The 24,770-nt window shown below is 36.5% G+C and carries 32 protein-coding genes and 1 pseudogene; 2 read left to right on the top strand and 31 right to left on the bottom strand.

What is annotated here, in order from left to right:
- Positions 1-276: 276 nt before the first annotated feature.
- From NSQ58_RS10435 to NSQ58_RS10370, 14 genes and pseudogenes are all read right to left on the bottom strand, one after another.
- Complete coding sequence (locus NSQ58_RS10435; protein ID WP_341057340.1) at positions 277-672, bottom strand: GNAT family N-acetyltransferase; 396 nt, start codon at positions 670-672, stop codon at positions 277-279.
- Between the two features lie 172 nt (positions 673-844).
- Positions 845-1,294 (bottom strand): hypothetical protein, encoded by a 450-nt coding sequence (locus tag NSQ58_RS10430; protein ID WP_341057338.1) that lies wholly within the window; start codon positions 1,292-1,294, stop codon positions 845-847.
- Positions 1,295-1,444: 150 nt separating this feature from the next.
- On the bottom strand, positions 1,445-2,074 hold the full coding sequence (locus NSQ58_RS10425; protein ID WP_068942471.1) for a hypothetical protein: 630 nt from the start codon (positions 2,072-2,074) through the stop codon (positions 1,445-1,447).
- 180 nt (positions 2,075-2,254) lie between these two features.
- Positions 2,255-2,536, bottom strand: coding sequence for a hypothetical protein (locus tag NSQ58_RS10420; protein ID WP_068942473.1), 282 nt, complete (start codon positions 2,534-2,536; stop codon positions 2,255-2,257).
- Positions 2,537-2,830: 294 nt separating this feature from the next.
- A complete protein-coding gene (locus NSQ58_RS10415; RefSeq protein WP_226887736.1) occupies positions 2,831-3,415 on the bottom strand; it encodes a hypothetical protein in 585 nt (194 codons plus the stop codon).
- A 176-nt stretch (positions 3,416-3,591) separates the two neighbouring features.
- Entirely contained in the window at positions 3,592-4,035 is a 444-nt protein-coding gene (locus NSQ58_RS10410) for an oxidoreductase (RefSeq protein ID WP_258296607.1), read from the bottom strand.
- 228 nt (positions 4,036-4,263) lie between these two features.
- Positions 4,264-4,800, bottom strand: a complete 537-nt coding sequence (locus tag NSQ58_RS10405) for a hypothetical protein (protein ID WP_075154541.1) — start codon at positions 4,798-4,800, stop codon at positions 4,264-4,266.
- A 196-nt stretch (positions 4,801-4,996) separates the two neighbouring features.
- Positions 4,997-5,527: a hypothetical protein gene (locus tag NSQ58_RS10400; RefSeq protein ID WP_341057336.1), complete on the bottom strand. Its 531-nt coding sequence runs from the start codon at positions 5,525-5,527 to the stop codon at positions 4,997-4,999.
- A 194-nt stretch (positions 5,528-5,721) separates the two neighbouring features.
- Positions 5,722-6,196, bottom strand: a pseudogene (locus NSQ58_RS10395) (hypothetical protein).
- Positions 6,197-6,386: 190 nt separating this feature from the next.
- Positions 6,387-6,737, bottom strand: a complete 351-nt coding sequence (locus NSQ58_RS10390) for a helix-turn-helix domain-containing protein (RefSeq protein ID WP_068942485.1) — start codon at positions 6,735-6,737, stop codon at positions 6,387-6,389.
- A gap of 172 nt (positions 6,738-6,909) precedes the next feature.
- Positions 6,910-7,323 carry a GNAT family N-acetyltransferase gene (locus tag NSQ58_RS10385; protein ID WP_068942487.1) on the bottom strand — a complete coding sequence of 138 codons (414 nt, stop codon included), beginning with the start codon at positions 7,321-7,323 and terminating at the stop codon, positions 6,910-6,912.
- A gap of 89 nt (positions 7,324-7,412) precedes the next feature.
- Positions 7,413-7,862: a GNAT family N-acetyltransferase gene (locus NSQ58_RS10380; RefSeq protein WP_341057333.1), complete on the bottom strand. Its 450-nt coding sequence runs from the start codon at positions 7,860-7,862 to the stop codon at positions 7,413-7,415.
- A 124-nt stretch (positions 7,863-7,986) separates the two neighbouring features.
- The gene (locus NSQ58_RS10375) at positions 7,987-8,199 is read right to left on the bottom strand and encodes a hypothetical protein (protein ID WP_254347545.1); all 213 of its coding nucleotides are present in this window, start codon (positions 8,197-8,199) and stop codon (positions 7,987-7,989) included.
- 185 nt (positions 8,200-8,384) lie between these two features.
- Positions 8,385-8,897, bottom strand: coding sequence for a TetR/AcrR family transcriptional regulator (locus NSQ58_RS10370; protein ID WP_341057330.1), 513 nt, complete (start codon positions 8,895-8,897; stop codon positions 8,385-8,387).
- A 239-nt stretch (positions 8,898-9,136) separates the two neighbouring features.
- Between NSQ58_RS10370 and NSQ58_RS10365 the strand changes: the two genes are divergently transcribed.
- The gene (locus NSQ58_RS10365) at positions 9,137-9,886 is read left to right on the top strand and encodes an SDR family oxidoreductase (protein WP_341057329.1); all 750 of its coding nucleotides are present in this window, start codon (positions 9,137-9,139) and stop codon (positions 9,884-9,886) included.
- A 367-nt stretch (positions 9,887-10,253) separates the two neighbouring features.
- Here the strand turns inward: NSQ58_RS10365 and NSQ58_RS10360 are convergent, their stop codons facing one another.
- From NSQ58_RS10360 to NSQ58_RS10325, 8 genes are all read right to left on the bottom strand, one after another.
- On the bottom strand, positions 10,254-10,643 hold the full coding sequence (locus NSQ58_RS10360) for a hypothetical protein (protein WP_209943032.1): 390 nt from the start codon (positions 10,641-10,643) through the stop codon (positions 10,254-10,256).
- A gap of 174 nt (positions 10,644-10,817) precedes the next feature.
- Positions 10,818-11,282 carry a hypothetical protein gene (locus NSQ58_RS10355; protein WP_068942497.1) on the bottom strand — a complete coding sequence of 155 codons (465 nt, stop codon included), beginning with the start codon at positions 11,280-11,282 and terminating at the stop codon, positions 10,818-10,820.
- Positions 11,283-11,455: 173 nt separating this feature from the next.
- Positions 11,456-12,037, bottom strand: coding sequence for a hypothetical protein (locus NSQ58_RS10350; protein ID WP_341057327.1), 582 nt, complete (start codon positions 12,035-12,037; stop codon positions 11,456-11,458).
- A gap of 186 nt (positions 12,038-12,223) precedes the next feature.
- Entirely contained in the window at positions 12,224-12,799 is a 576-nt protein-coding gene (locus NSQ58_RS10345; protein WP_341057326.1) for a GNAT family N-acetyltransferase, read from the bottom strand.
- Positions 12,800-13,032: 233 nt separating this feature from the next.
- Positions 13,033-13,401 carry a hypothetical protein gene (locus NSQ58_RS10340; protein WP_165149845.1) on the bottom strand — a complete coding sequence of 123 codons (369 nt, stop codon included), beginning with the start codon at positions 13,399-13,401 and terminating at the stop codon, positions 13,033-13,035.
- 192 nt (positions 13,402-13,593) lie between these two features.
- Positions 13,594-13,965, bottom strand: a complete 372-nt coding sequence (locus NSQ58_RS10335; RefSeq protein WP_040103232.1) for a hypothetical protein — start codon at positions 13,963-13,965, stop codon at positions 13,594-13,596.
- A 154-nt stretch (positions 13,966-14,119) separates the two neighbouring features.
- Positions 14,120-15,094: a hypothetical protein gene (locus NSQ58_RS10330; RefSeq protein ID WP_341057325.1), complete on the bottom strand. Its 975-nt coding sequence runs from the start codon at positions 15,092-15,094 to the stop codon at positions 14,120-14,122.
- A 172-nt stretch (positions 15,095-15,266) separates the two neighbouring features.
- Positions 15,267-15,491, bottom strand: a complete 225-nt coding sequence (locus tag NSQ58_RS10325) for a helix-turn-helix domain-containing protein (RefSeq protein WP_160789508.1) — start codon at positions 15,489-15,491, stop codon at positions 15,267-15,269.
- A 153-nt stretch (positions 15,492-15,644) separates the two neighbouring features.
- Between NSQ58_RS10325 and NSQ58_RS10320 the strand changes: the two genes are divergently transcribed.
- Positions 15,645-15,932: a DUF6809 family protein gene (locus NSQ58_RS10320; protein ID WP_007431381.1), complete on the top strand. Its 288-nt coding sequence runs from the start codon at positions 15,645-15,647 to the stop codon at positions 15,930-15,932.
- A gap of 197 nt (positions 15,933-16,129) precedes the next feature.
- Here NSQ58_RS10320 and NSQ58_RS10315 read toward each other — a convergent pair whose 3' ends face one another.
- The 9 genes from NSQ58_RS10315 to NSQ58_RS10275 all read right to left on the bottom strand — a co-directional run bounded on the left by NSQ58_RS10315 (position 16,130) and on the right by NSQ58_RS10275 (position 24,764).
- On the bottom strand, positions 16,130-16,690 hold the full coding sequence (locus NSQ58_RS10315; RefSeq protein ID WP_076157317.1) for an AAA family ATPase: 561 nt from the start codon (positions 16,688-16,690) through the stop codon (positions 16,130-16,132).
- A 529-nt stretch (positions 16,691-17,219) separates the two neighbouring features.
- On the bottom strand, positions 17,220-17,759 hold the full coding sequence (locus NSQ58_RS10310; protein ID WP_341057320.1) for a hypothetical protein: 540 nt from the start codon (positions 17,757-17,759) through the stop codon (positions 17,220-17,222).
- 174 nt (positions 17,760-17,933) lie between these two features.
- Positions 17,934-18,680, bottom strand: coding sequence for a methylamine utilization protein MauJ (gene mauJ, locus NSQ58_RS10305; RefSeq protein ID WP_341057319.1), 747 nt, complete (start codon positions 18,678-18,680; stop codon positions 17,934-17,936).
- Positions 18,681-18,827: 147 nt separating this feature from the next.
- Positions 18,828-19,592, bottom strand: a complete 765-nt coding sequence (locus NSQ58_RS10300) for an HNH endonuclease signature motif containing protein (RefSeq protein ID WP_190297672.1) — start codon at positions 19,590-19,592, stop codon at positions 18,828-18,830.
- A 181-nt stretch (positions 19,593-19,773) separates the two neighbouring features.
- Complete coding sequence (locus NSQ58_RS10295) at positions 19,774-20,139, bottom strand: hypothetical protein (RefSeq protein WP_341057316.1); 366 nt, start codon at positions 20,137-20,139, stop codon at positions 19,774-19,776.
- A gap of 158 nt (positions 20,140-20,297) precedes the next feature.
- Positions 20,298-20,693: a contact-dependent growth inhibition system immunity protein gene (locus tag NSQ58_RS10290; RefSeq protein WP_340981962.1), complete on the bottom strand. Its 396-nt coding sequence runs from the start codon at positions 20,691-20,693 to the stop codon at positions 20,298-20,300.
- Between the two features lie 239 nt (positions 20,694-20,932).
- The gene (locus NSQ58_RS10285; protein WP_341057314.1) at positions 20,933-21,523 is read right to left on the bottom strand and encodes a restriction endonuclease; all 591 of its coding nucleotides are present in this window, start codon (positions 21,521-21,523) and stop codon (positions 20,933-20,935) included.
- 638 nt (positions 21,524-22,161) lie between these two features.
- Positions 22,162-22,542, bottom strand: a complete 381-nt coding sequence (locus NSQ58_RS10280) for an immunity 22 family protein (RefSeq protein WP_028542320.1) — start codon at positions 22,540-22,542, stop codon at positions 22,162-22,164.
- A 158-nt stretch (positions 22,543-22,700) separates the two neighbouring features.
- Positions 22,701-24,764, bottom strand: a complete 2,064-nt coding sequence (locus tag NSQ58_RS10275; protein ID WP_340858269.1) for a methyl-accepting chemotaxis protein — start codon at positions 24,762-24,764, stop codon at positions 22,701-22,703.
- Between the last annotated feature and the right edge of the window lie 6 nt (positions 24,765-24,770).

The following is a 24,770-nucleotide window of genomic DNA, read 5'->3' as shown; positions in this document are numbered from 1 at the left end:
TCAGCTAACGTTCTTGTATTCATGAACCCCTAAGGGGTTGTCTGCTGAAATTCCTCTCCGAAATCCACCTCGCAGACCCAGACTCCGTAAGGAGCCGCTGCTTGAATATGATGTTAGGCGATACCCTTGATCTCTTTTGAGTTCCTTAAAATAATCCCTATTACTACTGTATTTTAACTTCTCAAATCAACAACCATCGTGATTGATGAATCAACTTTCCCAACTTCTTTAAATCCGAATCTCTCGTAGAGTTTCATTGCCGCTGCATTGCTCGGATCAACACTGAGGGATAATTTTTTTTATATTCCTCTTCCTAGCTTCTTTAAATAATTCATCCATTAAGGCCATTCCGATTTTTCCTCCCCTGTATTCTTTTAACAAAGCCATTCCTAGTTCGGGTACATCATTATCAATAAATCCAAATCCCTTATTATCCTCGTTAAAATATCGAACTGTTATTGAGCCGACGGGTTCACCCTCATGGTTCATTGCTATAAATCCAAAATCCCCATCTCTTCCCCAACCTTCAATATACTTTGATATATGAGGGTCTTTTATTATCGCTTTATCGAATGGCTCTTGACCTTCTGGGACAAATAATGATTCATATAACATCTCCCATAAAAAAAACACATCATCTTCTATTATTGGTCGGATTCTGTATTGCATCATTAAAGTTACCTCATTTCTAGATTCTCAAAGGTTTCACCTAACGTTTCTGTATTCATGAACCCCAAAGGGGTTGTCTGCTGAAATCCCTCTTCGAAATTCAACTCCCAGACCTAGGCTCAATTGTGGACGCAGCTTGAATATAATGTTATGCGATTCCTCTATCCTCTCCGAATCAACGTTCCAAAGATTTGCTTGCTTCTGTTAATTCATCATTTACCTCTAAATATTTCAATGTTTTTTCAATATCGTCGTGGTCCATTGTATTCGTTATAATTAGATGTTTAATATTAAATCCTGGTATTTCCATTTCTTTTTTAAAGTGATTTACTAATTTTTGAGGGGTTGTCACCAAACTCCACCGTTCACTTCCATCCGAAAAGGTAAGGGTCACCTCCACCAAATCAAACTCCTTTGGATTATCATCAAACTTCCATCTTTCTAAATAAGGCACTTCTATATTTCCTTCAATAAAATGAGCTTTTGATATCCAAACTGCTTTTCCATGGTTTCCAATAATTCTATACTTGTCCCTATCTTCTTTTTTTACGATGTATTTATTGCCTCGTGTAAGTGCATGGGCATAAACGCCTATACTTATACAAGTTATGATTGTTCCCTCCATCAATTCACTTCCATACCGTATTTAATTTACTGAGATTTCGCATAACGTTCCTGTATTCATGAACCCCAAAGGGGGTGTCTGCTGAAATTCCTCTTCGAAATCGACCTATCAGACCAAGGCTCCGTCAGTAGCTGCTGCTTGAATATGATGTTAAGCAATGTCATTGCCTTCCATGATTATTCTGACACATCTGTTCCAGTCTTTATCATCTGTATTGATTTCTCTTGTAGGCACTTTCGATTGTTTGGCTTGTTCTCTTAACATATTTTGTGTTTCCAATAATTCGTTTACTGACATTTTTACTGCTTCAGGCTTGTTTATCCATTCACTTGGATTTCTGCTTATAATTCTTTCTTCAGCCATTTCAGGAGAAATAGTTAGCAATATGCACTCTGCACCTAGAGATACGAGTTTTTCTTCAATTGTCATGACTTCAATGTGGTCTGAGTTGGAGAAAGCTACCCTGTGATTAAGGTGGAATCTTTCTAAAACGTAAAATAGTCCTCTGGCCCTTCTTGATGCAGGCCCTAACTGTACAGCCCATTCATTGAGCTTTGTTAACATTTCTGTTCTTTCCTTCAGTAAGGTTAAATGCTCTTCTTGAGATAATCTTAAAAACTTCCCATGCTTGTTATTCAATATTTGTGTGTAATGTTCACCAAGAATAACTACACTTCTCTCTGCCGATTCATCCTGTGATTGGTACTGCTTAATAGCCCTCAATACCGATGTCTTACCCGCATTAGAAAATCCCTCAAGAATTACTCCTTTGATATGCATGCTTTTCCCTCTCTATACCCAGCAATGACTTCGCTTAACGTTCCTGAAATCATGAACCCCTCAAGAGGTTGTCTTTGTCTGCCTGATCAAACCTCCCCGGAATGCCTCTTGCAGACCAAGGCCGTCAGGCTTGCAGCAATAATAGTTTGTTATGAGAATTTACATTGAGTTACCTACACATTATCTACTCAAATCTTCTAAAAGCCCTCTGATATTCTTTCTAAAATCTTCAACCTTCATTTTGTTTCCATAATGGTCTAATATGTCTTTAAATATCCCACTTTCGACACATAACTCAAAATCATTCAGTTGGTCAATTAATTCATTAATGACTTCACCTGATTCCATTTGTTTATAGAGCTCTGTATATTCTTTCAACATTTTTATATCTGAATCATAATTGCTATAAAACATTGCGAAAAAATGCTCTAATGTAACGTACTCTTCATCCGTTGTATTCAATGTTTGTCACCTCATAAAATGTAGTGTAACTCCTATTTGTTTTGATTTTTAATGTCCTTCGCAATTTCTCATAACGTTTCCGCATTCATGAACCCCAAAGGGGTTGTCTGCTGAAAACACCTCCCCAAAATCCTCCTCGGTTAGGCAGTAAAGGGTTATCGGCGAATATACTCTCCTGCTAATAAATCTACTTCTTCGAAACCGCTACTTTAAACTTCGCTCCGGACCAAGAAGTCATAGCCACACAGCGTTGAATATGTTGTTATAGGATAGGGACGCCTACTGATATACTTACTAATATTCTTCAAATTTGTATTTTGTTAATTTATTTATTTCAATTACTTGTTCTTTATTAAAATAGCCCATTAGGCAACCTTGATCTAAAATTGAAATATACAATTTCATGGATTGTTCAGTCTTTATTAGTTCGTTAAATTTCTTGAATATCTCCATATCCAACCAATCATCATCTACTTTCATTTCCCATCTGATAAGTTCATTCATATATTCAAAAGAAACCCATGCAGTACCATTCTGAATATCTACGTAATCCGTTATATTATTTAAATTAAGTTTTGTCATATTCTCTAATCGTATTATTATTCTTGCATAGTCTCCATGGTCCTCAATACATTCAGTATCTAAATACCAAATTTCCTCAGATACATTTATAAATTCACCATTCACTTCAACTTCTCCACCTAAAGTAAGTAGTAGCAAGTTGTAGGGATCTTCTTCATATTCATTTCTCGAAAATTCTTCCAAAAGTAATTCTTTCTTTAAATCTGCACTCATGAAGATGCCCAATTCAGAAAGTTTGTTTAGTTGATTTTCAAATATTGTTTTCTTTTTCTTAAATAAACCAAACAACTTAAACACCTTCTTTTTATGGTTTGCGTCCCTTTTCTATAACGCTTGTATTCATGAGCTCCGTCAGGGGTTGTCTGCTGAAATGCCTTCTCGAAATCTATCTCGCAGACTAAGGCACCGTAAAAGTCGCTGCTTGAATATGATGTTAAGTGATGTCTTTGCCTTCTACAAATCAGTGTACATTATTATTTTTCTATTATTCTAAAAGTATTATTAATAACTCTTTCATAGTTTTCCCATTCAAAATAAAAGGGACCTAGATTTATTGATTTGTTCTCATGCTCCAACTTGAAATCCTTCCATATTACAATTTCTTCTTCCCTGTCAATTTTCACTGAGATATAACCACACTCTTCATCTCCACACCAAGGACATACAAGTATTGGATATCTATAATACATATGCTCATGTGGTTTCTTTAGCAAAAAGTATTGAATCATTTCTTTTTGATGATCTTCGCTTCCCCATCCTAAGGATGGAACCATATCGTGCTTCTTGAGCATTTGGCAAAGTGATCTTCCATCAATAATTAAATCTGCAAATTTTGTGTTCTTATTCCCATCTTGCTCTGGGTCAAATTCATCATATCGGCTGGAAAGTTTAGTTTGTAGAGTATTTATCGTTGTCATTGGTTTCTCCTTGTTGATTATCATATATAGATTTCACTTAACGTTGATGTATTCACAACCCTCACCGACTTAAAGGCCGAAGGCCTGGCGTGATGCGCTTAGTCGGTGCAGGCTTGTCCTATCAGTCACTTCCTCGCCTAATGCTTCTTGGACCAATGGTCGACTTGCCTCGGCCCTTAGCGTTGAATGTAATGTTAGGTGAAGCATTGTAACTTCTTTGAATCTGCTTTAATTATTATTTTTCTGATTTGCTCGCTCTTTTATCGTTTTAATTACTCCTCTATATCTTTCTACATCATATTGAAAATTCAAGCCATGCGTAATCATTATGCTCTTTAGATCATCAAATTTATGTATTAATTCTTCTAAAAAATCTATTATTTGGTCCCAAGAGAAAGCAAATTTATTAGAAGTCTTAACGAATTGTTCCTTAAAAGGCGATTGCTCAGTTAACCAAAACAATCTATCATCCTCATGACTGACTTCAACATTGTATCCCCCACAACCAAATATACCGCAAGTACAAGTGAACATAGGATACTTTCCTGGACAAATTAATGATTTTAAAAATTCGTCTTCAACAAACACTTCATCTTCGTGCAACTTATTTCCGTTTATATATAAAGCTATCCTCCAATCAATAACATGGACCATTCGCCCATTGTGTCTTGTTATATTTTTGTATTCTTTTCTTATGTCAATTTCCATATTTACTGACAGTACATCAAGTTTATTTTCATCTACTTTTTTTAAGAAAATCTTCATCGCTCTCCCCGAACTTCATTGTATGATCACAATATTTCGCCCAACGTTTCTGTATTCATGACTCCCTCAGGGATTGTCTGTCTGCTCCTGCCTCTTCGAAATCCCTCTGGCAGACCAAGGCCATTGCAAGACCCGAAGCATGAATATTATGTCATATGATCATTACATCTTCTATGGAATACCTACAGTCCTTAATTCAGCTTCCATTATTGCAAAGTATACATCCATGGCAATTTAAATAGATGTTATGCTTTTCGCATTTGGGATACCCTCTTGGAATTGTAGGATTATCATCCTCCTCTTCAATTTCTGACCATTCTATATAATTGTCCATGTCAACATCTTCTTTATTAAATACTTTAATCATTAAGCCAAATTGATTCAAACAATTAACAACCCAATCTTGACGTGGTTTATAGCTTAATTTGTCCCACCCTAAGCCATCTGCTGCATTTGAAATCGTATCTAGTATAAAATTTTTCTCGCTTTCAAAGGAGTCTATAGTCCAAGGCATTTCATCAATATCAAAACCAACTGTTCCTATTCCAACTACAGACTGATCCCTTTGTGCTAGCCAAATAATTATTTCTTTTTCTCGATTCGTTTTAGCTAGTATTGATCCACTAATAGCTAGAACTTCAATAAAAACTGAAGTTAATCCGTTTGACATACCTATGGGTTCAACTACATCATTTAATTCTTTTGGTAATGAAATGGTGTTCGCCATACTATGCTCCCCACTTTTCAACTTGGTTTATATGGTGATTTTCATCTAACGCTTCTGTATTCATGAACCTCAAAGGGGTTGTCTGCTAGAATGCTCTGCGAAATCCATCTCGCAGACCAAGGCTCCATTCAGAGCCGCAGCTTGAATATTATGTTATATGATGTATCTGCCTTCTTGAACTGCTGGCATAATACCTATATGGTGTTATAATAGATGTTCTTTATGTATATATGATCCCCATAAGGAATCTCTTTTGGATAATCTTCACTGTTGATATCCAACTTCAGTAAATCATCATCACTCTCATTTATTTTACTTTTAATCTCTGCCCTTAAGTGAATATTATTGAAGATATCCCTTATTCGCTTATCATGATTAATTTCACAGCGTACTCCTAATTTCACCATGTTATGCTGATCAGTAAAGTCATTGAACAAATCTATTAATATAAAAATATTCTTATCAATATTTCGTGAAAAACACAAAAACATCTCCCTTCCCTACTCTGGAAACACCCTCTCCATATGATAAATACTGGTTATATAATTCCATAATATTAAATCTTATATTTAGTTGTCTCATTAATTCCTCTAAACTAAACACCCCATCTGTATCATCTATCAAATCAAAAAACGGTAAATAGAAAGAAAATTCAATATATCTCTTCATTCTTGCTTCCTTTCTTTATTTCACAAAGTTAACTTTTGCATATATTTCATATAACATTCTTGTATTTATGAACTCCAATAGGGTTGTCTGCCGAAATTCCACTCCGAAACCTATCCCTCAGACCAAGGAACCTCAACGATGCAGCTTAGATATATGTTATCTGATGTACGGCCTTCTTCGAGTGCTTTCTCTAATATTGTGTTCTCTGTGTTGTGGACTCCTTTAACCATTCATTTAATCCATCTGTACTTATATAAATATCAGTTCCAATTCTAATAAGGGGAAACATCTTACCAGAATATGAACCAGTGGTCTCTAACATATTTTCCTCACTAGAAATGATTGTCCTTACTTGGGGTTCAGTTATATTTAAGTATTCAGCTGTTTCTTTGATTGTCATTAGTGGTTTATATTCTTTATGATTTGTTCCGTTTTTGTTCAGTTCTCTGTCCCCGGAATGACTAATAAACAAGCCAGTAATAACAATAGAGAGACCTAATATGAAAGAACTAATTATTGTACTTAGATTTAGTCGATTCATTGCTCTTGCCTCCTATAAATAAATCAATTGTCGTATTTCAGATAACGCTTCTGTATTGGGTTGTCTGATGAAATCCCTCTCCGAAACCCATCCCGTAAACCAAGGCTTCAACGGAGCCGCAGCCTGAATATTATGTTGTCAGATGTCAGTGCCTTCCATGATTTACTCAACGTCAATTTTTGTTCAACTTCTTTGTCAGTATTATTTCCAGAGGTTCGTTCTCAAGCATTAAACTTCCAGCATCCCTATATCCAAGCTTTCTATAAAAATGTTGAGCTCCTTCATTCGACTGTGTTGAGGTCATGACCATTTCAAATCCTTTTTGTTTCATCAATTCTTCCCAATAGTGGACAACTTTTTTACCAATACCTGTTCCTCTATACTCCTCATCTATCCATATCATATTCATAAATGGTGTGTTGTCCCAAAAAAATCCGTATCTCATCCAGCCTATTTCTTGATTGGATTCCCTGACTATTAGAATTTCATTTTCTTTTATTTTTGGTCTTATCAGTGTCTTATGTATGTGCTTGTCTTTTAACGAGATATACTCATAATCTGATTCAATCGCAAAATCAATCTTCATTGTAAATCCTCCCTTTCACTCTTCTCATTAAATATCTTCTTGGTAACACTTAGCACTGATGTCTCATAACGTTTGTACATTACATAAGTTTATAGAGTTTTTTCAAAAATGTATAAGTCACCTTCTTCTCTAACTTTATTAAACCCACACTTTGAATAGAAGTGATGATTCTTCACACTCCAGCTAGGAGTATCCAGCCACCATTCAGTGCTGTCTGGAAATTTACTTTCAATTTTCTCCATCACCTTCGTTCCGATTCCTTGATTTTTATAATTTGGATCAATAAAGAGTCTTCCTAGATTATGCACTTGATTACATTCTACGAATATCAAAGCTCCCCCGATTATTTCTCCATTAAAGAGCACCTTGAAATATTCGCAATTTTGCATCATCTCTTCTTGCCAACTTATGGAGTCATATCCTATTGGCCCAACGATTTCGTTGTTATTAAAATGCTTTGATTCATCCTCAAAACTGGCCTTTTGTATTTCAGCAAGTTTTTGTGCATCATTTTTTCTAGCTTTTTCTAATGTCAGCACCAAACATACCTCCATTGTCTTTTTACTTTTTTCCTTACACAGGATTCGATGCTTGAATTTTATGTTATCAGAAGTTACCGAACTTCTTCACTATGCATTCAAAATCAATCCGCAAATTTTTTAATCAGTGAATTTTCTTATATGGTCTTTTTTCATTTTGTAGTTTGATTATTAGTTCATATGCATCTCTTTCACTTTTCTGAGCTTTTAGTGACTCTTCTTCTGTTATTTCTATTTCTATCATTTGAACCACTATTCCACCAGCATCAAAAATAATGAATATTCTCCCATCTCTTCGAACTATATTAATCCCATAATTGGCAAAGAGTATATCCATAAAGTGACCTCCAGTTCTTTCGCGTTCTTTATACTATAGCTTTTAGTACTTTTGAGATCTTATTATTATGTTTTAGTAATTCAAGAATTTCTGATAACGTTTGTGTATAAAACCTCTAAATTAGAGACTCAAATGGACGATGTTCGTTCGTGTTCCTCGACACCACGGTTCAGCAAATTCCAAAATTATTCAACCATGACCGATGCCGGATATGGCATCGAACGGGTAATCCACCATTCCACTACCCCCACCGCTGCTGAAATTAAAAATTGCACCGTAATGTCCCTGTTCATTTCCTGATCGAGGTTGATCGAATCCAGATGCTCGCTCAGACTTTGCCGAAACATTGTCCCCATTTGGTTCCGAAAGACCGTACTTCCCTTGTTCGTTAGCATTCTAGAGTAGAATGAAGCATGCTGCTCCAAATATTCAAACGTGCGCAGTAGTGCGGTTTTGGAAGGGACATGAAAGAAGTTATCTTCAGACATACAATTGCGTAGTAACTCGTTAATTTGAGCTTCCATGCATTGATCGCGCAGATCGTACTTGTCAGCGAAATGCAAATAAACCGTTCCGCGATTGACATTCGCTTCCTCCGCAATTTGATTGATCGTAATTCTCTCGAATTCCTTTTCTGACATCAGCCTCATAAAAGCATCAATAATAGCTTGCCTCGATTTTTGAATACGCCTGTCCATATCCTTCTCCCCTTTGTACTATCCGAAAAAATGAACACTTCGAAGTCCTCTGTTGAAGAATCAACAACCACGCTTGTTTTAACCATTGAACCCCATATACCGCTCTGATACATTCACTTTATAAAATTTATGTTGATGATTCAACATATGTTCAATTTTAGAGGAGCCATACTCATGAAAGCTATTGCTTTACAATCTTTGGAATGATTTAATTCACATGAATTAGGAGGGTTTAAAAATTGAAACTTACAGGAAACACGATTTTTATTACAGGCGGCGGTTCGGGAATTGGACGTGCGTTAGCAGAAGCTCTCCACAATCTTGGAAACAAAGTTATTATCTCCGGTCGACGTAAAGAGCGTCTGGAGGAGACAATCAAAGCGAATCCTGGCATGTCCGCAGTGGAATTGAATGTACAAGATCCTGCCAGCATAAAGGCGGTCGCCAAGCAGTTAATCGAAGAATACCCGGATGTTAATGTCTTGGTTAACAACGCCGGCATCATACAGTCCGATGACGCGGCGGGCGTGATCGATGAGGATGTTTTGATTTCGACTGTCACTACAAACTTGCTAGGTCCCATTCGGTTGACTTCTGCATTCATCGAGCACTTGAAGTCCAAAGAAGAAGCGGTTGTCATCAACACGACTTCAATACTTGGATTTGCACCATTAGCGACAACTGCTGTATACTCCGCGACGAAAGCAGCACTTCATACCTATACGCTGTCCCAAAGGTACATGCTTAAAGACACATCGGTAAAAGTAATAGAAATTGTGCCCCCATGGGTTCAAAGCAACAACGATGAACCGCGTGCGATGCCACTTGATTCATTCATTGATGCAACAATAAAGATACTTGGCACGGATACAGACGAAGTTCTGGTGGAAGAAGCGAAAATGTTTCGAAATAACCCTGGCCCGAACGAAGGTGATTTTGTGACTCAGCTTAACGATAGGATGAATTCTGAACCTCCAAAGATCCATTGATCCACCTGTAATTCAATTTTCAAAAGTTTAAGCGAACATGAAGTAGACACTCAGCTCCGTCTACTTCATGTTCATTTTATTGCAACTTGCTCGTGAAGTAAGAAAAAGCGCCAAGCGATCACACCCATGTTTACCTCTTAAATAATTTTGTTGATTTCACATAGCGTTTGGGTATTCCTGAAGTTCAAACAGCTTAAGGTGACCATCGGGAATGCTCGTCCGAATTAGCAGGTCTAATGTGTCCGATGAATCCGCTCCTCCGAAATGCCTCTTCCAGGCCAAGGGCCGGGCTTGTCCCGGTCAGAGGCGTTGAATGCGATGTTAGATGACGTTAACCCACTTCTTCGAGTTGCATTCAAAGTAATTATTATTCTTGTTTCCATTTATGTGTTTCGAGTAGTTTTCCAGTTTCATAATAATACTTTATTACTTCAAGCATAGGAATTAATTCTATACAAATGTTATCGCAATAATTGCCTAACTGACCACCAGCAACCAGAAGAATTTCATTGTTTCCCTGTTTATCGTTCATAAGAGTATATATATTACCATCAATTGTAATAGACACTATGAAATATTCCGGTCCGCCTCCAACTAATGCTGAATCTGTGTCTGATACCTCAAAAAAGACTAATGTAAATTTATCTCCATCGAGTTTTCTTAAAAATCTTAAAGTGTCTGCCCATGTAGGATTCATAACTATTTCTTCATTGAATGTGGTCCCATTCCATTCATCAATACTAATAGATTTTATCATTTTTTCTTTTCATCCTTTATAGATGGTTTTATTTATTTAGGTGCTTTCATCTAACATTTCCGCCTCTATGACGTGACCTGACCCTAGATAGCTTATCTTAGGTCAGGTCGTGTGTTATCTGAATATGCTTCTGTGCTTGACACCTAATAACTTACTAGAACTTCTTTCAAAGTGTCAAATCCCTAGATGTAATATTATTAAGTCGTCATTATCTTCAACTAGATTACATAAGGTAATTAGTTCAGAGAGAATTTTTAATAAATTAGCTTTTCTTACTTCAATTTTTTCATATTCACCTTTATCGATTTGGTCTCTCCAAAAATAATTCCCTGTTAACTTTATTTCATTTGGAGCATTTTTAAATATCTCATACCAACCTGTAATAATTTTCTTTAGTACACTCGCTCCATTTGAATACATAACTGTTAACCCACAGTAATTCAAACCGAATCTATTTTCAGTTTCATTTGGTATCCACTTTAATGTATCTGAAAAATACTGAAAGAGTTCATCATCTAATTCAACTAAATAATCGATACCTGATTTTCTTTTATTAATTCTCCCATTGTTATTCCTAACAATTTGATTTAATTCAAAGCCAATTTTAGGAGCTATAAGAAACTCATGAATTAATGGCATTCTATTCACCTGTTTTCTTAAATGCTAGTCTTTCAGATAACGTTTCTGTATTCATGAACCCCATTAGGGGTTGTCTGCTGAAATACCTTTTCGAAATCCACCTTGCAGACCAAGGCTTCACAGAGTCGCTGCTTGAATATATGTTAGCCGAAGTACTGATCCTCTTCGAGTTTTCACTCAAAATACTCATCTTTCTTTTGCTTGTATAAGACTTTTCCAAACTCTTTAGTTGGTGAGATAACCCGAATGATTCGACTAGCATTTATAGAATTCGGCAAAACAAGTTGACAGTCCTCTAGGATGTATTCCATGAATGCTGCATCTGTTAAAGTTTCCTTATAATCATCTGGATTTTTCTTAATTACTTCCTTCCCCAGCTTTAAAAAATCCTGATCATGGTTATGTACTTCGATATTATTCCATACAGCTCTTTCTCCGATCCTCCAAATGATTGTATTCTGTATTTCCATACCTAATTCAATTAGCGTTTTTATAGGTTTTTCGCTTCTGTCACTTGTCATGTGTCCTATAAAATGACCAAAATAAGCAGGAAAATCAGACTCTTCCACTCTAAATACAAATCCATTATATTTCTTTCCGTCTTTTCTAAATCTCTTTAATGCTTTCATCCACCAACGATCCAATGCAATATGTCCTGTTAAAGGAAAACAGTAAACCCCGTTCCGACTTTTTCTAATTCCGTTTTTCAAGATGTTTTTTGAGTAATTCACAGGTGACCAGTGAACAACAAGCACATAAACAACCCCTATAATTATGAATTTACAAGTATATCGGCTAACGTTTCTGTATTCATGAACCCATAGGGTTGTCTGCTGAAATGCCTCTCCGAAATCCATCTCGTAGACCAAGGCTCCGAAGGAGCCGTGCTTGATTATTATGTTATAGGATGTCAGTGCCTTCCCGAATTAGCTCACCATATTTCAAAAATCTATCTTATGAATTTTATAATGGTTATATACTTCATCATCTATTTCTATCTCTCCGACAAACTTAAAATTACTTTTTTGAATAACTCTATTCGATGCACCATTCTCTAGTAATGCAATTGCATTTAATTCTTTGATCTCCGTGTTATCAAATAAATACTGAATTATTCCCTGAACTGCTTGAGTCGTATATCCTTTACTTCTATGGTCTTTTGAAATACCATACATGATTTCTCTGTTTGATGCTGGAAGATCGTCTTTTATTCCTGAACAACACCAGCCAATAAATTTTCCCGTTTCTTTAAGTACGATCCCTAGCCTCAGTCTAAGATCACCAACTTTCAGTCCTTCTTCTACACGTTTAAGAAATTGATTGTTTTCTGGTATTTCATAATTCTTCAACCAGTCTAGTCTGACTTCTTTTTCAACATTCCAACCTGGTAAGAACTCATAAATCTCCGGTTGCCATGTAAGTTCATGTAATTCATTTAAATCTTCTAATTGATATTCGCGAAGGATAATGTCTTTACATTCTATTGTCAGGCTGTACGGGTTCTTTTCAGAGTGCATATAAATCCTCCTTTGTTTGTATTGATATTACGATGATTCGCACTGATTTCCGATAACGTTTCTGTATTCACGAATCCGAGAGGCTTAAGGCGCAAAGCGCCGGGTCCAACGGACTTAGCCTCGCAGGGTTGTGAGCTGATCCCGGATTCTCTGCTTTCCACTTCTAGCGAACCAAGGGCAACGCCCGCAGCGTAGATGCGATGTTATGTGAGGTCAGCTCTTCTTCGAGTCAACTAATAATTATGCTTCCTTGCTAGTTTCCACTTCATAAATAAATTTATATCACTTATAGCATCTAATATTATTCCTTTATGTTCTATATTATTTTTTAATTCTTTCAAAATGATTGGTTTTACTAGTCTTTTATCTAACTGTTTTTTAGTTCTTGCTATATGTGCTAATCCCAATACAGAATTCGCTCTTACATTTGGATTATCATGTTGCGCTGATTTAAGACATATATCTTGAGCAAACTTCCAATTGTGATGATACATTCCAACTGAAAGTGGTAAATATATAAGTTCTTCTACTTCTTGACGAGTTAAAATATCTTTTATTTCCTGATCTGTGTATTCTTCGATATGCTTGTAAATTCGCTTCATAGTACTTGCTCCTAAATATAATCTTTTTATTCCTAGCTGATTTCACATAACGTTTCTGTATTCATGAACCCCGAAGGGGTTGTCTGCTGAAATGCTTCCCTGAAATCCTTCTCGCAGACCAAGGCTCCAAAGGAGCCGCTGCTTGAATATTATGTTATGTGTAGTTATCACTCCAATGATTTACATTCTAATTTACGCCTTCCAACCCATCTCTTTATACAATCTTCTAATCTGTTTTATAAAACTATCATCTTCTCTTCCCTTATTTATAATCTCTTCATCGGTGGTTACAGCCCATCTAAAAATTTGTTCAATACTCCCGTAGCTACGTTTAAATCCTTTGGCCAACTTCAGTATGTTTTCTTTAGTTGCGGCAAATGATAATACTACTCTTAACTCTTCATCTGTCCAAGGTCTCCCCTTATTTTCTGTACTATACGCTTGTTTTTTCTCATATTCAAAAATCAACAATTTCGTTTTGTGGATTACTTGGTCTGTTGTTAGTTCTTCAATTCCTTCATTAAGTAATTCAATTAATCTATCTTTATATTCTTTCTTTTTCATACATTTTCCCTCCATGATTTTTTCAATAATTACGCATAACGTTCCTGTATTCACGACCCAGCGTATGCTTGGTGTCCGGCGATGCCGGACCCAGGACGAATGTCCGCAGCGTGAATATTATGTTATATGATGTCGAGATCATCTCGAACTACAATCAAATCTTCTCTAAATCACTAAATAAATCGTTAATATTTGATAGTGCAAAAACTTTAGTATCATACTTCTTATCCAGACCTAATCGCTTGATTCTATTCATTTGATCGCGATCTGTAAGTACGTAATCACAATAAGGAAGTAGCGTTGACAAGTTCGTAATATCTGTAGGATCTCCAATTTCAAGAGATTTTCTTTTCGAAGTAAATAAATCCGTCACCATACGTGCATTGATATCTACATAGGGCAATTGTTTATAATCATTTGATTTTAAAAAATCCAAGTAGCCTGATAAACCACTTTTTTGTTCTTCGTTCCAAAAGGATAACGGTCTATTTAGCATGTGTAAGATTTGAAGATTTTCAACTTCACTCAAAGGAATATCATTTTCTTTTTTGTATTTATACATATCTATTAAGTATGAAATAGCAATAAAATGTCCGTTTAACTCATCATTTATTTTTGAGACAAATTCTTTGTCTTTGTAGAACTCATCTTTAACGGATTGAAGTTCTTCGATATTTTTTTGCTTTATAATCTTTCTTGTATCTATTTCTAATTGAGTTGGCTCTATTACAATTGAAAAAATAAAACCATTTTTATTTTTGAGATGAGTTACTGGATCTCTATGAAATGCGTCTAAATATGTTAGTTCTACATCTTTTGTTTTACTATATGATTTTATTGCTTTGATCAGTTGGCTTTCTTTGATTTCATCATTCGAAAGAAAGCTAATTCCAAGTGATAAATCTACGAATTGCTTAATCACTTCGCCAACTTTTTCCTCTATCTCTTCTTCTTGTTCTCCTAATGGACAAATGAGTTTTCCTTGGCTTACTTTTTCTCTAACAATATTAAATAACTTTTTTATTCTTGGATTCTCTTTCTCCTCTTTGATAGTTTTATAAATTTCTATAACGGCAAGGGTATCTAGCCAGATAATTGGAGTCGTTGATTTAGTAATAAATATCCCCAAATAATCCACCTTCATTTCTATGCTTTCACTCGATTTTAAATAACGTTTCTGTATTCATGAACCCCGAAGGGGTTGTCTGCTGAAATTCCTCCCCGAAATCCATCCGCAGACCAAGGCTCCGAAGGAGCCCGCTGCTTGAATATTATGTTATACGACGGATTCAGTGCCCTCACTATTGATTATCTCCAGGTAGATATTCAATCAAATCAGATAATTTACAGTTAAATGTATCGCAAAGCTTGAATAAAGTCTCCAGCTTTGTTGTTTCTATATTCGTTTCCCTATATAGCTTATTAATTGAATTCCGACTCAATCCCGATTTCGCCATCAATTCTGTTATATCATCTATTCGATGTTCTGCCATGAGTTCCCTTATATTGCACTTGATTGCGGTCATCTTTTCCCCTCCATAATTCTATCTTATCTCCCATATCAGTAATCATCAACGAAAAGCAAAGTTTTAACTCTACAAAGTCAAATATTCACCTCGTAATTAACCCTATAAAGTTATATAATAACTCTATAAAGTTAATTAAAGGAGGAACAATATATGATTAATGCATTAGAATCATTGACAGAGCCACTTATAAGAATACGTTTAGAATTACTCTTTGCTGAGCTTCTGGAGTACCATACGGAGTACAATCAGCTTTCTTCGGAGACAGATCGATACTTTAGAACGCTTCGCGAAGCGTTACCCGATCAACTTCAACATACGGTTTTTCTGTACGAAGATGCTCAAATTTCTCTCCAATCCATCTTAGAAAGAAGCATCTACATACAAGGTTTCAAAGACGCTCTACAACTCTTTAGTGAATTGAAAAATTCTAACATCTAGAGGATCATATGATCCTCTTTTCTATTGTTTTTGATTCTTTCGTATAACGTTCCTGTATTCGTGACGCCCAGCATATGCTGGGTGTGTCTGCTGGAATTCCTCCCTGAAATCCATCCGCAGACCAAGGCTCCCTTGGGAGCCGTAGCATGAATATTATGTTATACGAAGGATCATTTTTCTTTGATAGACTCTCTACCTTAAAACTTAAATCTTTCTTTTATCATTTCAGCTACCTGATTTGCTTCCAACCCACTGTTGTTAATCCTTATATAATTTTGTTTAGTAATCTCTCCGGGTAAGGAATTCAACCTATGTTTTTCATGAGTTTCAATCAACTCAGCCTCCGACCACTCCACATTTCGTTTAGTTGGTTTATGTATCAATCTATTCTCAGTCGTATTTCGTTTTTTTCGTTCTTCCAAGTCGGCCTCTAGTTCAACCAAGTACACGGTTCCTCCTCTCGATTCAAATAGGTTTGAAACCTGCTCAATGTAGTTCCAATCACTTTGAAGATCAAATGCCCATACAAACGTAAATATGAGTCCTTCCAGTTCACTTTTGGACACTTCTTCAAAAATCTCTTGCCTGATTAGACTAACCAGACGCTTTCCGGCAGGTGTGCCGTAATCAAAAAATAGAGACACAAAATCAATAGACATGTGATTATGAAATAGTTTTAAATCTGTTGTTGCTTCTAAACATTGCCCTACTGTCATCTTCCCCACTGCTTGGGGACCAAAGATTATAACCAATTTCATTTAAATAACCTCCATCATAAATTTCACTCTAATGATCTTTCGTACAACGTTTCTGTATTCATGAACCCCGAAGGGGTTGTCTGCTTGTAATGCCTCTTCGAAACCCAACTCGCAGCCCCAGGCTCAATTGGAGCCGCAGCTTGAATATTATGTTAGCCGGAGTCATCTACTTCATCGAGATCGACTTCTATATAGTCATAGTAAGTTCTCATTAATTTTGTTGAAAAGAAATTAATGATATTCTCAGTTAAATCAATATGTGAATCTACTTTGTTGTTTTTAACACTTTCATATTTTCTGATAAATTTAATTCATATGCGAACTCTTCTCCAATATTTTTTATCGCTTTTTTATTTAGATAACCCTTATTGTGAATAACACAGTTTCTTTCTTCGTTAAAAATTCTTATATCGGTGTTCCATTTAAATTCACTGGCTGCATTTAGATATTTTAAGAGATACCTTACTTTATTTACAACTCCAGAGAGATTCTTGTCACTAAGCATCGCTGAATCAATAAAAAATTCTTTTTAATCAGTATCGTCTTCAAATTCTAATAATTTTTTATAATTCACTTTGATATTGGCTTCACTAAGGAAATTATCTAAGTACATCCCTAGTGATTTTATTATTTCCGAAAGATATTCGTCCAATATTGTATATGTATTTACGAAACACATTTTATTATGGATATAGAGTTGTTTCATAAATTCATTTGCTACCAATGTTTCAAAGAATGAATTGCCATATTCCAAGCTTTTCTCTAGTTCTATTATTTTAATTAGCCATGGATACTTAGCAATAAGTTCTTCTGTATTATTAGGTAATATATAATCCAAATCTTCTAGAGAAGCATTGTTTAAGAGGATGTCTATAATCTCTTTTTGAACAGGGATTAAATCATTAAAATTTATCGTTCCAAATGTAGAGTTTTTAGAAAAGTTAGTTCGATAAAATCTCAATTGATTAATATCTTCAAGGAATTTCTCTTTCACTTTCAAAACTTCATAGTCAATTCCCCAGTCGTAAAAATCTCTATTTTTAAAAAACTGCCCTTTATAATTACTCATATTTTCTCCTATCGATAGATGATTTCGGCTAACGTTCCTGTATTCACGACGCCTGGCGTATGCCAGGTGTGTCCGGTTGCTTCTGCTTCCCTGAAATCCCTCTGCCGGACCGAGGGCGTATGCCCGATGCATGAATAATATGTTATGTGCTGTACCGTGACTCCATGGATACGCTTAATAATACTTAATTAGTTGTCCCCTAGTCGGTATCATTAGTTCATCACTCATAATTATTTCCGCTAATTCTTTGATAACCTCAATCTCTCTTCCAATCCTAAAGTTATCTTCATGATTGTCAGCATCTGCAATGGGTTCGCCGCTAATGATATTAGAATGTGCTATAGCACATCTCCCGGAACGATAAAAATGTTCTCCCAAGTTAGTGATGCCTTCCTGCTTCAACTGTTCAATCTTACTTTTACTTTTAATGAGTTTCTCTATATTATTATTTATCCAGTCTTTTTGTTCTTTCCCCGTCTTATAAATCATATTGATGATTTTAAAACAACTCAAAAATTTATAAAAAATACTATTTGAACTGAATGCTTCTCTATAAATTCCTAAAGCAATTTTCTGTTCATGTGTTGAAGCTATTTGCCTGTAACTAGTTAAATCTATTCCCCCACCTATCCTTGCAAATTTTCGAAACGCAACGTTAGTAGGCGTCTTATGAGAGGCCCATCCACCACCAGCAATGATCTCTACTCTTGATTGATACAACCAGCAAATCTCACTTAAGAATTTTCTAGTTGCCTCGTTCGCTAATTTAGCATTTTTTTTAGTTGTTTCAATGAATAAGTTATGACCTTCTTCTGAACTCCCTCGAATTATTTCTATGTCAAATGAATCGTATCTGACATTATATTTTTGTTCACAAAAATCAAAGCTTGTATCAAAACAAGTACAAACCCAAACTTTCATAACAGCCCTCACTTTTTAGTTTTTCAAGATATTGCACATAACGTTCCTGTATTCACGACCTCAGCGTATGCTGAGGTGTCCGGCGAATGCCGGGCCCAGGGCGTATGCCCGCAGCGTGAATATTATGTTAGATGATGTTCAAATCTCCTATGAATTAGCTTTCAGTTGATTAATTTCTTCCCATGACCAACCTTCAACCATCCTATGATGTTTTGGACAAACTAAAACCACATTCTCTTCAACATACTCTCCACCATTTTTCCCTGGAATCACTCTATGCATATTCAATTTCTTAATGTACTCGGGTACTCCACAAATAAAGCATTCGTAATCAAATTTTTCTAGAATCAGTTGTCTAAATTTAAATTTAAAATCCATCATTTCTGAGAATTCAAATGCTCGATGTCCATTAATCCTTGCATATTCTAAATTTTTGTACGCTCTTTTAATCACGCTTTTATCATGCTCTTGTGGAGAAGAGCTACTATATCGTCCAGATTCAAAATACCATAAATTATCATCTGGATTAAAAACGCCCCACTCACTCCTAGAAATAGAAAACTGTTTTTCAACTTCCTCAGTGTCTTCAATCAAATGTTTAATAGCCCACTTTGCTCTTTCTTTCATAGACCTTGGTAAAGACTCAATATCTCTTAGTCCAGACATTTGAATTTCTAAAATTAGTTCTTCTTTATCAATGCTTAAATCGCCAGAACTAATAGATTCATTCAAATCGTTCAATTGATCCAAATATTTAGGGGGAAGTAACCAACATTTTTTTGCTGAACTCCATTTGCGTTCTTCTTTAGGGATCATCATTTTTAATTTATCTAGTATATGATTGAAAGGGATACCATTACTACTAGAAATTTTCACTTGTAAAGCATCTTGATCTTTTATAATTTCTAACATATTGTTACTCCTTATTTGAATTTCATCTAACATTTCTGTATTCACGACCCAGCGAATGCTGGGTGTCCAGCTGCTTCTGCTTCCCCGAAATCCATTCTGCCGGACCGAGAGCGTATGCCCAATGCGTGAATATAATGTTAGCTGATATTGCTGGCTCCTCGATATTACTTATAATTATCTCTTATTCTATTAACTCTCCTTTCCAATTAACGACTTTTATTTCTTTATCCCTTAAAAGGCACCAATCAATTATTTCACCTATCAAGTTCGGAATGATTATTTCATCATTCCAATTTGGTGTTATCACTCTTCTGTATCCTATATATTCTTTAGTCCATCCTTCAAATTCTTTTCCAATGATTACAATTATAGGGGTTTTATTTTTAATGCTGTGCTGTCCCACTTCATAGGTAACTAAAAACTTCTTATTCTCAGCTATAATGTGTAATTTAATTATTCCTTCGTCATCAATATCCGGTTCAACATACCAATAGAATAATCGATTTGCACGTATGATCTTTCGTTTGTATTTTTTTCTTACTCCCATGTTCACCTCAAGAAACTTTTTTGATTTCAGCAATTTCAGCTAACGTTCCTGTATTCACGACCCGACGTATGTCGGGTGTCCGGCGAATGCCGTACCCAGGGCGTATGCCCGCAGCGTGAATATTATGTTATGTGGTGTACCGGGCTTCTTGAATCTACTTACAAATGATCGCTTCTGTATTTACTTATGTGCTCTTCTAATGTCTTTCTCGCTTCTTCATAGGTTCTAATCACTTCATCCAATTCGTTCTTCAACTCTTTATGTTCTTTCCAATATTCTTTCTCCACTTTGAGTATCGAACAAAATAAATCTCCGATATATAAATCTCCTGATCCGAATGGGTTCTGTATTAATTGCTCTAAGGCTAGAGGTAAAAGAAAATCTAGATTCATTTGTTGCCCAATCAAAAGTCTTAAATCTTCATTATTCAATTCACAAAGAGGTTTCTTCCTTAATCGATGTACTTGGATCACTAATGAAGAAGCAAAATTCGGTTCGCCCCAATATTTTCCTTCAAGTTCTTCAAGGGTTTTGGTTAGATCTATTTTTTGCATGGCTTCACCCTCTTAAATAAATGGTTTCCGGTATGTCACATAACGTTCCCGTATTCACGACGCTTGGCGTATGCCAAGTGTGTCCAGCTGCCTCTACTCCCCCGAAATCCCTCTGCTGGACCAAGAGCGTATGCTCGATGCGTGAATATTATGTTATGTGGAGTTCTATCCCTTTTAGGAGAAAACCTGTTTTTCCTAATTTCAAAAATAGCATTTTTTTGTTCTACAAAGTATTCTTCTTATTTGCTATCTTCGTCATATTCTTTCAATACTTTATTTTTAATTCCTAATAACAAAGTTTCTGAGGGATATATTTTTTTATCAGGAAATTCATTTAGTCTAGTGTTCCATTGGTAAGCGTAAAATTCAGGAGATTGTTTAATAAATTCCATGAGCATATGGTTTGTTTGGAGATTGCTGGAGGCATGAATATGCATAACATACTTATCGAATATTTGTAACAAAGCAACTCCATGCTGCCTTGCATATTCTGTTGCCCCACTCTGAAAACCAGATGTAGAAATTAATATCCCTTTGTGAGCACCTAAACTTCGTACCTTATCAGCTAGAACCACAATTTTCTCACGTTCCACTGGACGTGTGTAACGCTTACATTCAACAATAACTTTGAATCTTACAGACAGGGCTATAAATTCAGCAATAATATCAATTTGGTACTCTCCATCACTAGTCTGAACTTTTTGGTTATGAAGTATGAAGAAGTTCTTAAGTGCTTCGGCTTCAGCGTAAGCATTCAATATTTCCAAACAATACTTTTCAAATTCTGTGGCAGAAATACCGGCGACAAATTCACGGTATGGATTGATCATTTTCACCTCACTTTCGATTCCCTTAAACCTATTAATTTTTTATTTATACGATATTCTCAGGCTTATATTGGTACTTGATATAATTTCACATAACGTCTTATTTACGAACTTCATGATTCCTGCACTTTTCCCCTTATTCTCGCACTTTCTACGTTTCAATCCTCCAGCCCGCTCAGCCGATCCAACGGACTTTGAATCTGCCCGATGTCCCGCCTGTATACCCCTGCGTCGTTCGCACACTCTGATGCCCCAGCAGTTCCTGAAAATAGCGAAGATCAATCTAAGCTTAACGTTCCGTCAGGTGGCGGCCTTTTCTCTGCTCTGGAAATAGCCAGTCTTCCGGCTGCTCCACCTCTTTGTACTGCTCGACCATCACAAAAGCCGCTTCTGAGAGCAGCGCTTGCCGAACCTTCCTGCTTCATCCCGATAGAGTAGGTTTATCTTCATCTCACTTGTCTCCTTAGTATATCAGCCGTTCAAAAATTTGGAAATCTAATTTTGCACAAAAAAAGGGCCTTAAGATGGAAATTTACCTTAAGTCCCTGATTCTTTCGGATCAAATTATTGATCCTTTAAGTTCAATTTTCATTATATAATTACTTGAAATAAGACTCCGAAAACAGTGGAATAATGTAACGTTAATCTCTTGTATAAGGATACGCGGCTAAAAAGCATAGTTTCTCGCCGCTTTTTTCAAGCAAACCGCTTGTATTACAATCATATATAAAGAACAACGAATTATATTTACCATCTATTTTACTCAAATCATGTAATAGTGGAGATAAAAAAGAATCAACATAGGAAACATCTTTTATACCATCATCGGTCCCGTCAACCTGAAAGACTCCTTCAGCAAAATCTTCGTCAAAATCATCTATTTCATGATCATTTAAAAAACCGCTAAAAACATCCTCATTCTCATCTTCCGGGTATTTGATCTCAACATATTCAAACAACTCATCTTCAGAGGCAAAGTGACCGTACCAGACGGACACAACATTTTTTTCAAAGCAATCCATATCTTCACCCCGCTAATATTTCAGTTTATACGTATAGTCTATCTGTATCCCGCACCAGCTACCATGCTCTCTATCCCACAACAGCTGTTAAAGCTAAAAAGCCCGCGCTGATCGCGGGCTTTGCTGTATATAAGTCAAAATCATGCCTAGTAGACTTGCTACTCGACCTTGAACTGTTTTAATTCGTCTTGAAGCTTATTGGACAATTGGTTTAATTGTTTGGATAGTTCAGCAACCTGTTCAAAGCTCTCCAATTGTTCCTGCGTGCTGGCGCTGACCTCTTCGGTTGAAGCGGAATTCTCTTCTGTGGTAGAAGAGATAATCTCCAACGCCTGCAAAATCTCATCTTTGTGCTTGTGGACTTTGGAGGTGTTCGTGCTGATCTGAATCATTCGCAATTTCAAATCTTCCAAATCCTTGTTAATGCTAAAGAATACTTGCTTCGTGTCCTCCACCGATCTGGCATTTTCTTCTGCAATTTTCAGACCGTGAACCGTATGCTCAACTGATACGCTGGTTTTTTCTTCAATCACACGTACCTTCTTGTAGATTTCCTGTGTCGCCAGCGCCGTCTGCTCAGCCAGCTTGCGAACCTCTCCGGCAACCACAGCAAACCCTTTGCCCTGTTCTCCTGCACGTGCAGCTTCAATGGAAGCATTGAGCGCCAGCAGGTTGGTCTGCGTTGCAATTTGGTTGACCGTATCGACGATGCTGGAAATCTCATGACGGCTCAGATCAATATCCTGAATAATAGACGACATCGCTTGTGTGGAATTGTGATTTTCTTCCGCCCATCTGGATAACTGATCTACTACAGCAAGCCCCTGTCCGCTTTGTTCAGCAGAGATTTGCACCATTGTTTCGATGGCTTTGGCATCATTGGCAATTTCGTCAATTTGGCCGGATAATGCTCCGGTTTTTTGTAAAATGTTATCCGTTTCGATGGATTGGTAGTTCGTTGCATTGGCAATCTCATTAATTGCTGTCGCAGTATCGTTCATCGTGATTGCGGTTCTGGAAGAAATGGATTGCAAATCATGAGAAGACTGATTCAACACTTGAGCTGAGCCACCCACCATTTGGAGCATGCCTTGAATTTTTTGAACCATATTGTAAATTCCTTGAGAAATTTGCCCGATTTCATTGTTGGATTGCGTATCAAACTGAACGGTCAAATCTCCATTTTCAATCAGCTTGATTTTTGCAAGCAGCTTCGGTATGGATCTCAACAGATAACGGAGCGTTATATAACAAATCACAACGAGCAGGATGGTGGCTGCCGCAAAACCGCCAATGGTAATCCAGGTAAACGCTTTTAATTCTGAGAGCACCTCTTCTTCAGAAATGGTTAAGCCTACAGACCACCCCGTATCTTTACTGGTTGCATACCCGATATAACGACGTTCGCCATTATCATTAATTAGCTGTACTCCTGACTCACCGGCAATCATTTTCTTTCCGATCTCCCCAAGATCACCTGTGCTTTCGTTAATCTTTTCTTTCAGCACTTTATTTTGATCGGGGTGATACAAAATATCACCTGTTTTGGATGCAAGAATCGAATAACCTGTGCTTCCAAGCGAATAGCTTTGCATAACGGCAGGGATGTCTTTGAAAGCAATATCAACTGCAGCAAATCCGATTAATTGATTACTGCTATCTTTAATCGGATAGAAAATGCCCATGAGCACATTACCCGAATTGACGTCCTTATAGGGTTCTGAGTAGTATAAACCGTCAGCTTCAACAGCTGGCTTGAAGTATGGGCGTGTATGGATATCAAAATCCGGTTTAGAAGCAACACCATCATTCTGAAGAAAGAAGCCTTTACCAGATATTCCTGCAATCCAGGCGTCGGCAAAAGATGGCTCTGCCTTTACAATGGCTGCCAGAGTCGCTACTGTTTCCGCAGCATAAGGAGAAGTTTTCACCATTTCTGCCGATGAGGTGGTTTCTAAATATTGCTTAAAAAGATTGTTCGTTGACATTTGTTTGACAAGTGATCCCTTTTCCTTAAACAACGCATCGAATTGAGTGACAACGGCCTGCGTCTTGGTCTGGAGCATGGCCTCTTGCTGCTTGACAAGTATGCTTTGCGTGCTTGCAAACATGAACGTCCCCAAGGTTGCAAAGACGACAACGATAATGACTAACAAGACCATGGCCAATGTGTTGGCGATGCTGGATGATCTGATTACGCGCTTCTTAATATTTTGTGACATGCTGCC

The sequence above is a fragment of the Paenibacillus sp. FSL M7-0134 genome, assembly GCF_038007865.1.
In the GTDB taxonomy this organism is placed as follows: Bacteria; Bacillota; Bacilli; order Paenibacillales; family Paenibacillaceae; genus Paenibacillus; species Paenibacillus polymyxa_B.
Note: the sequence above shows the minus strand (reverse complement) of the source record. Positions and strands in the feature narration are given on the sequence as shown.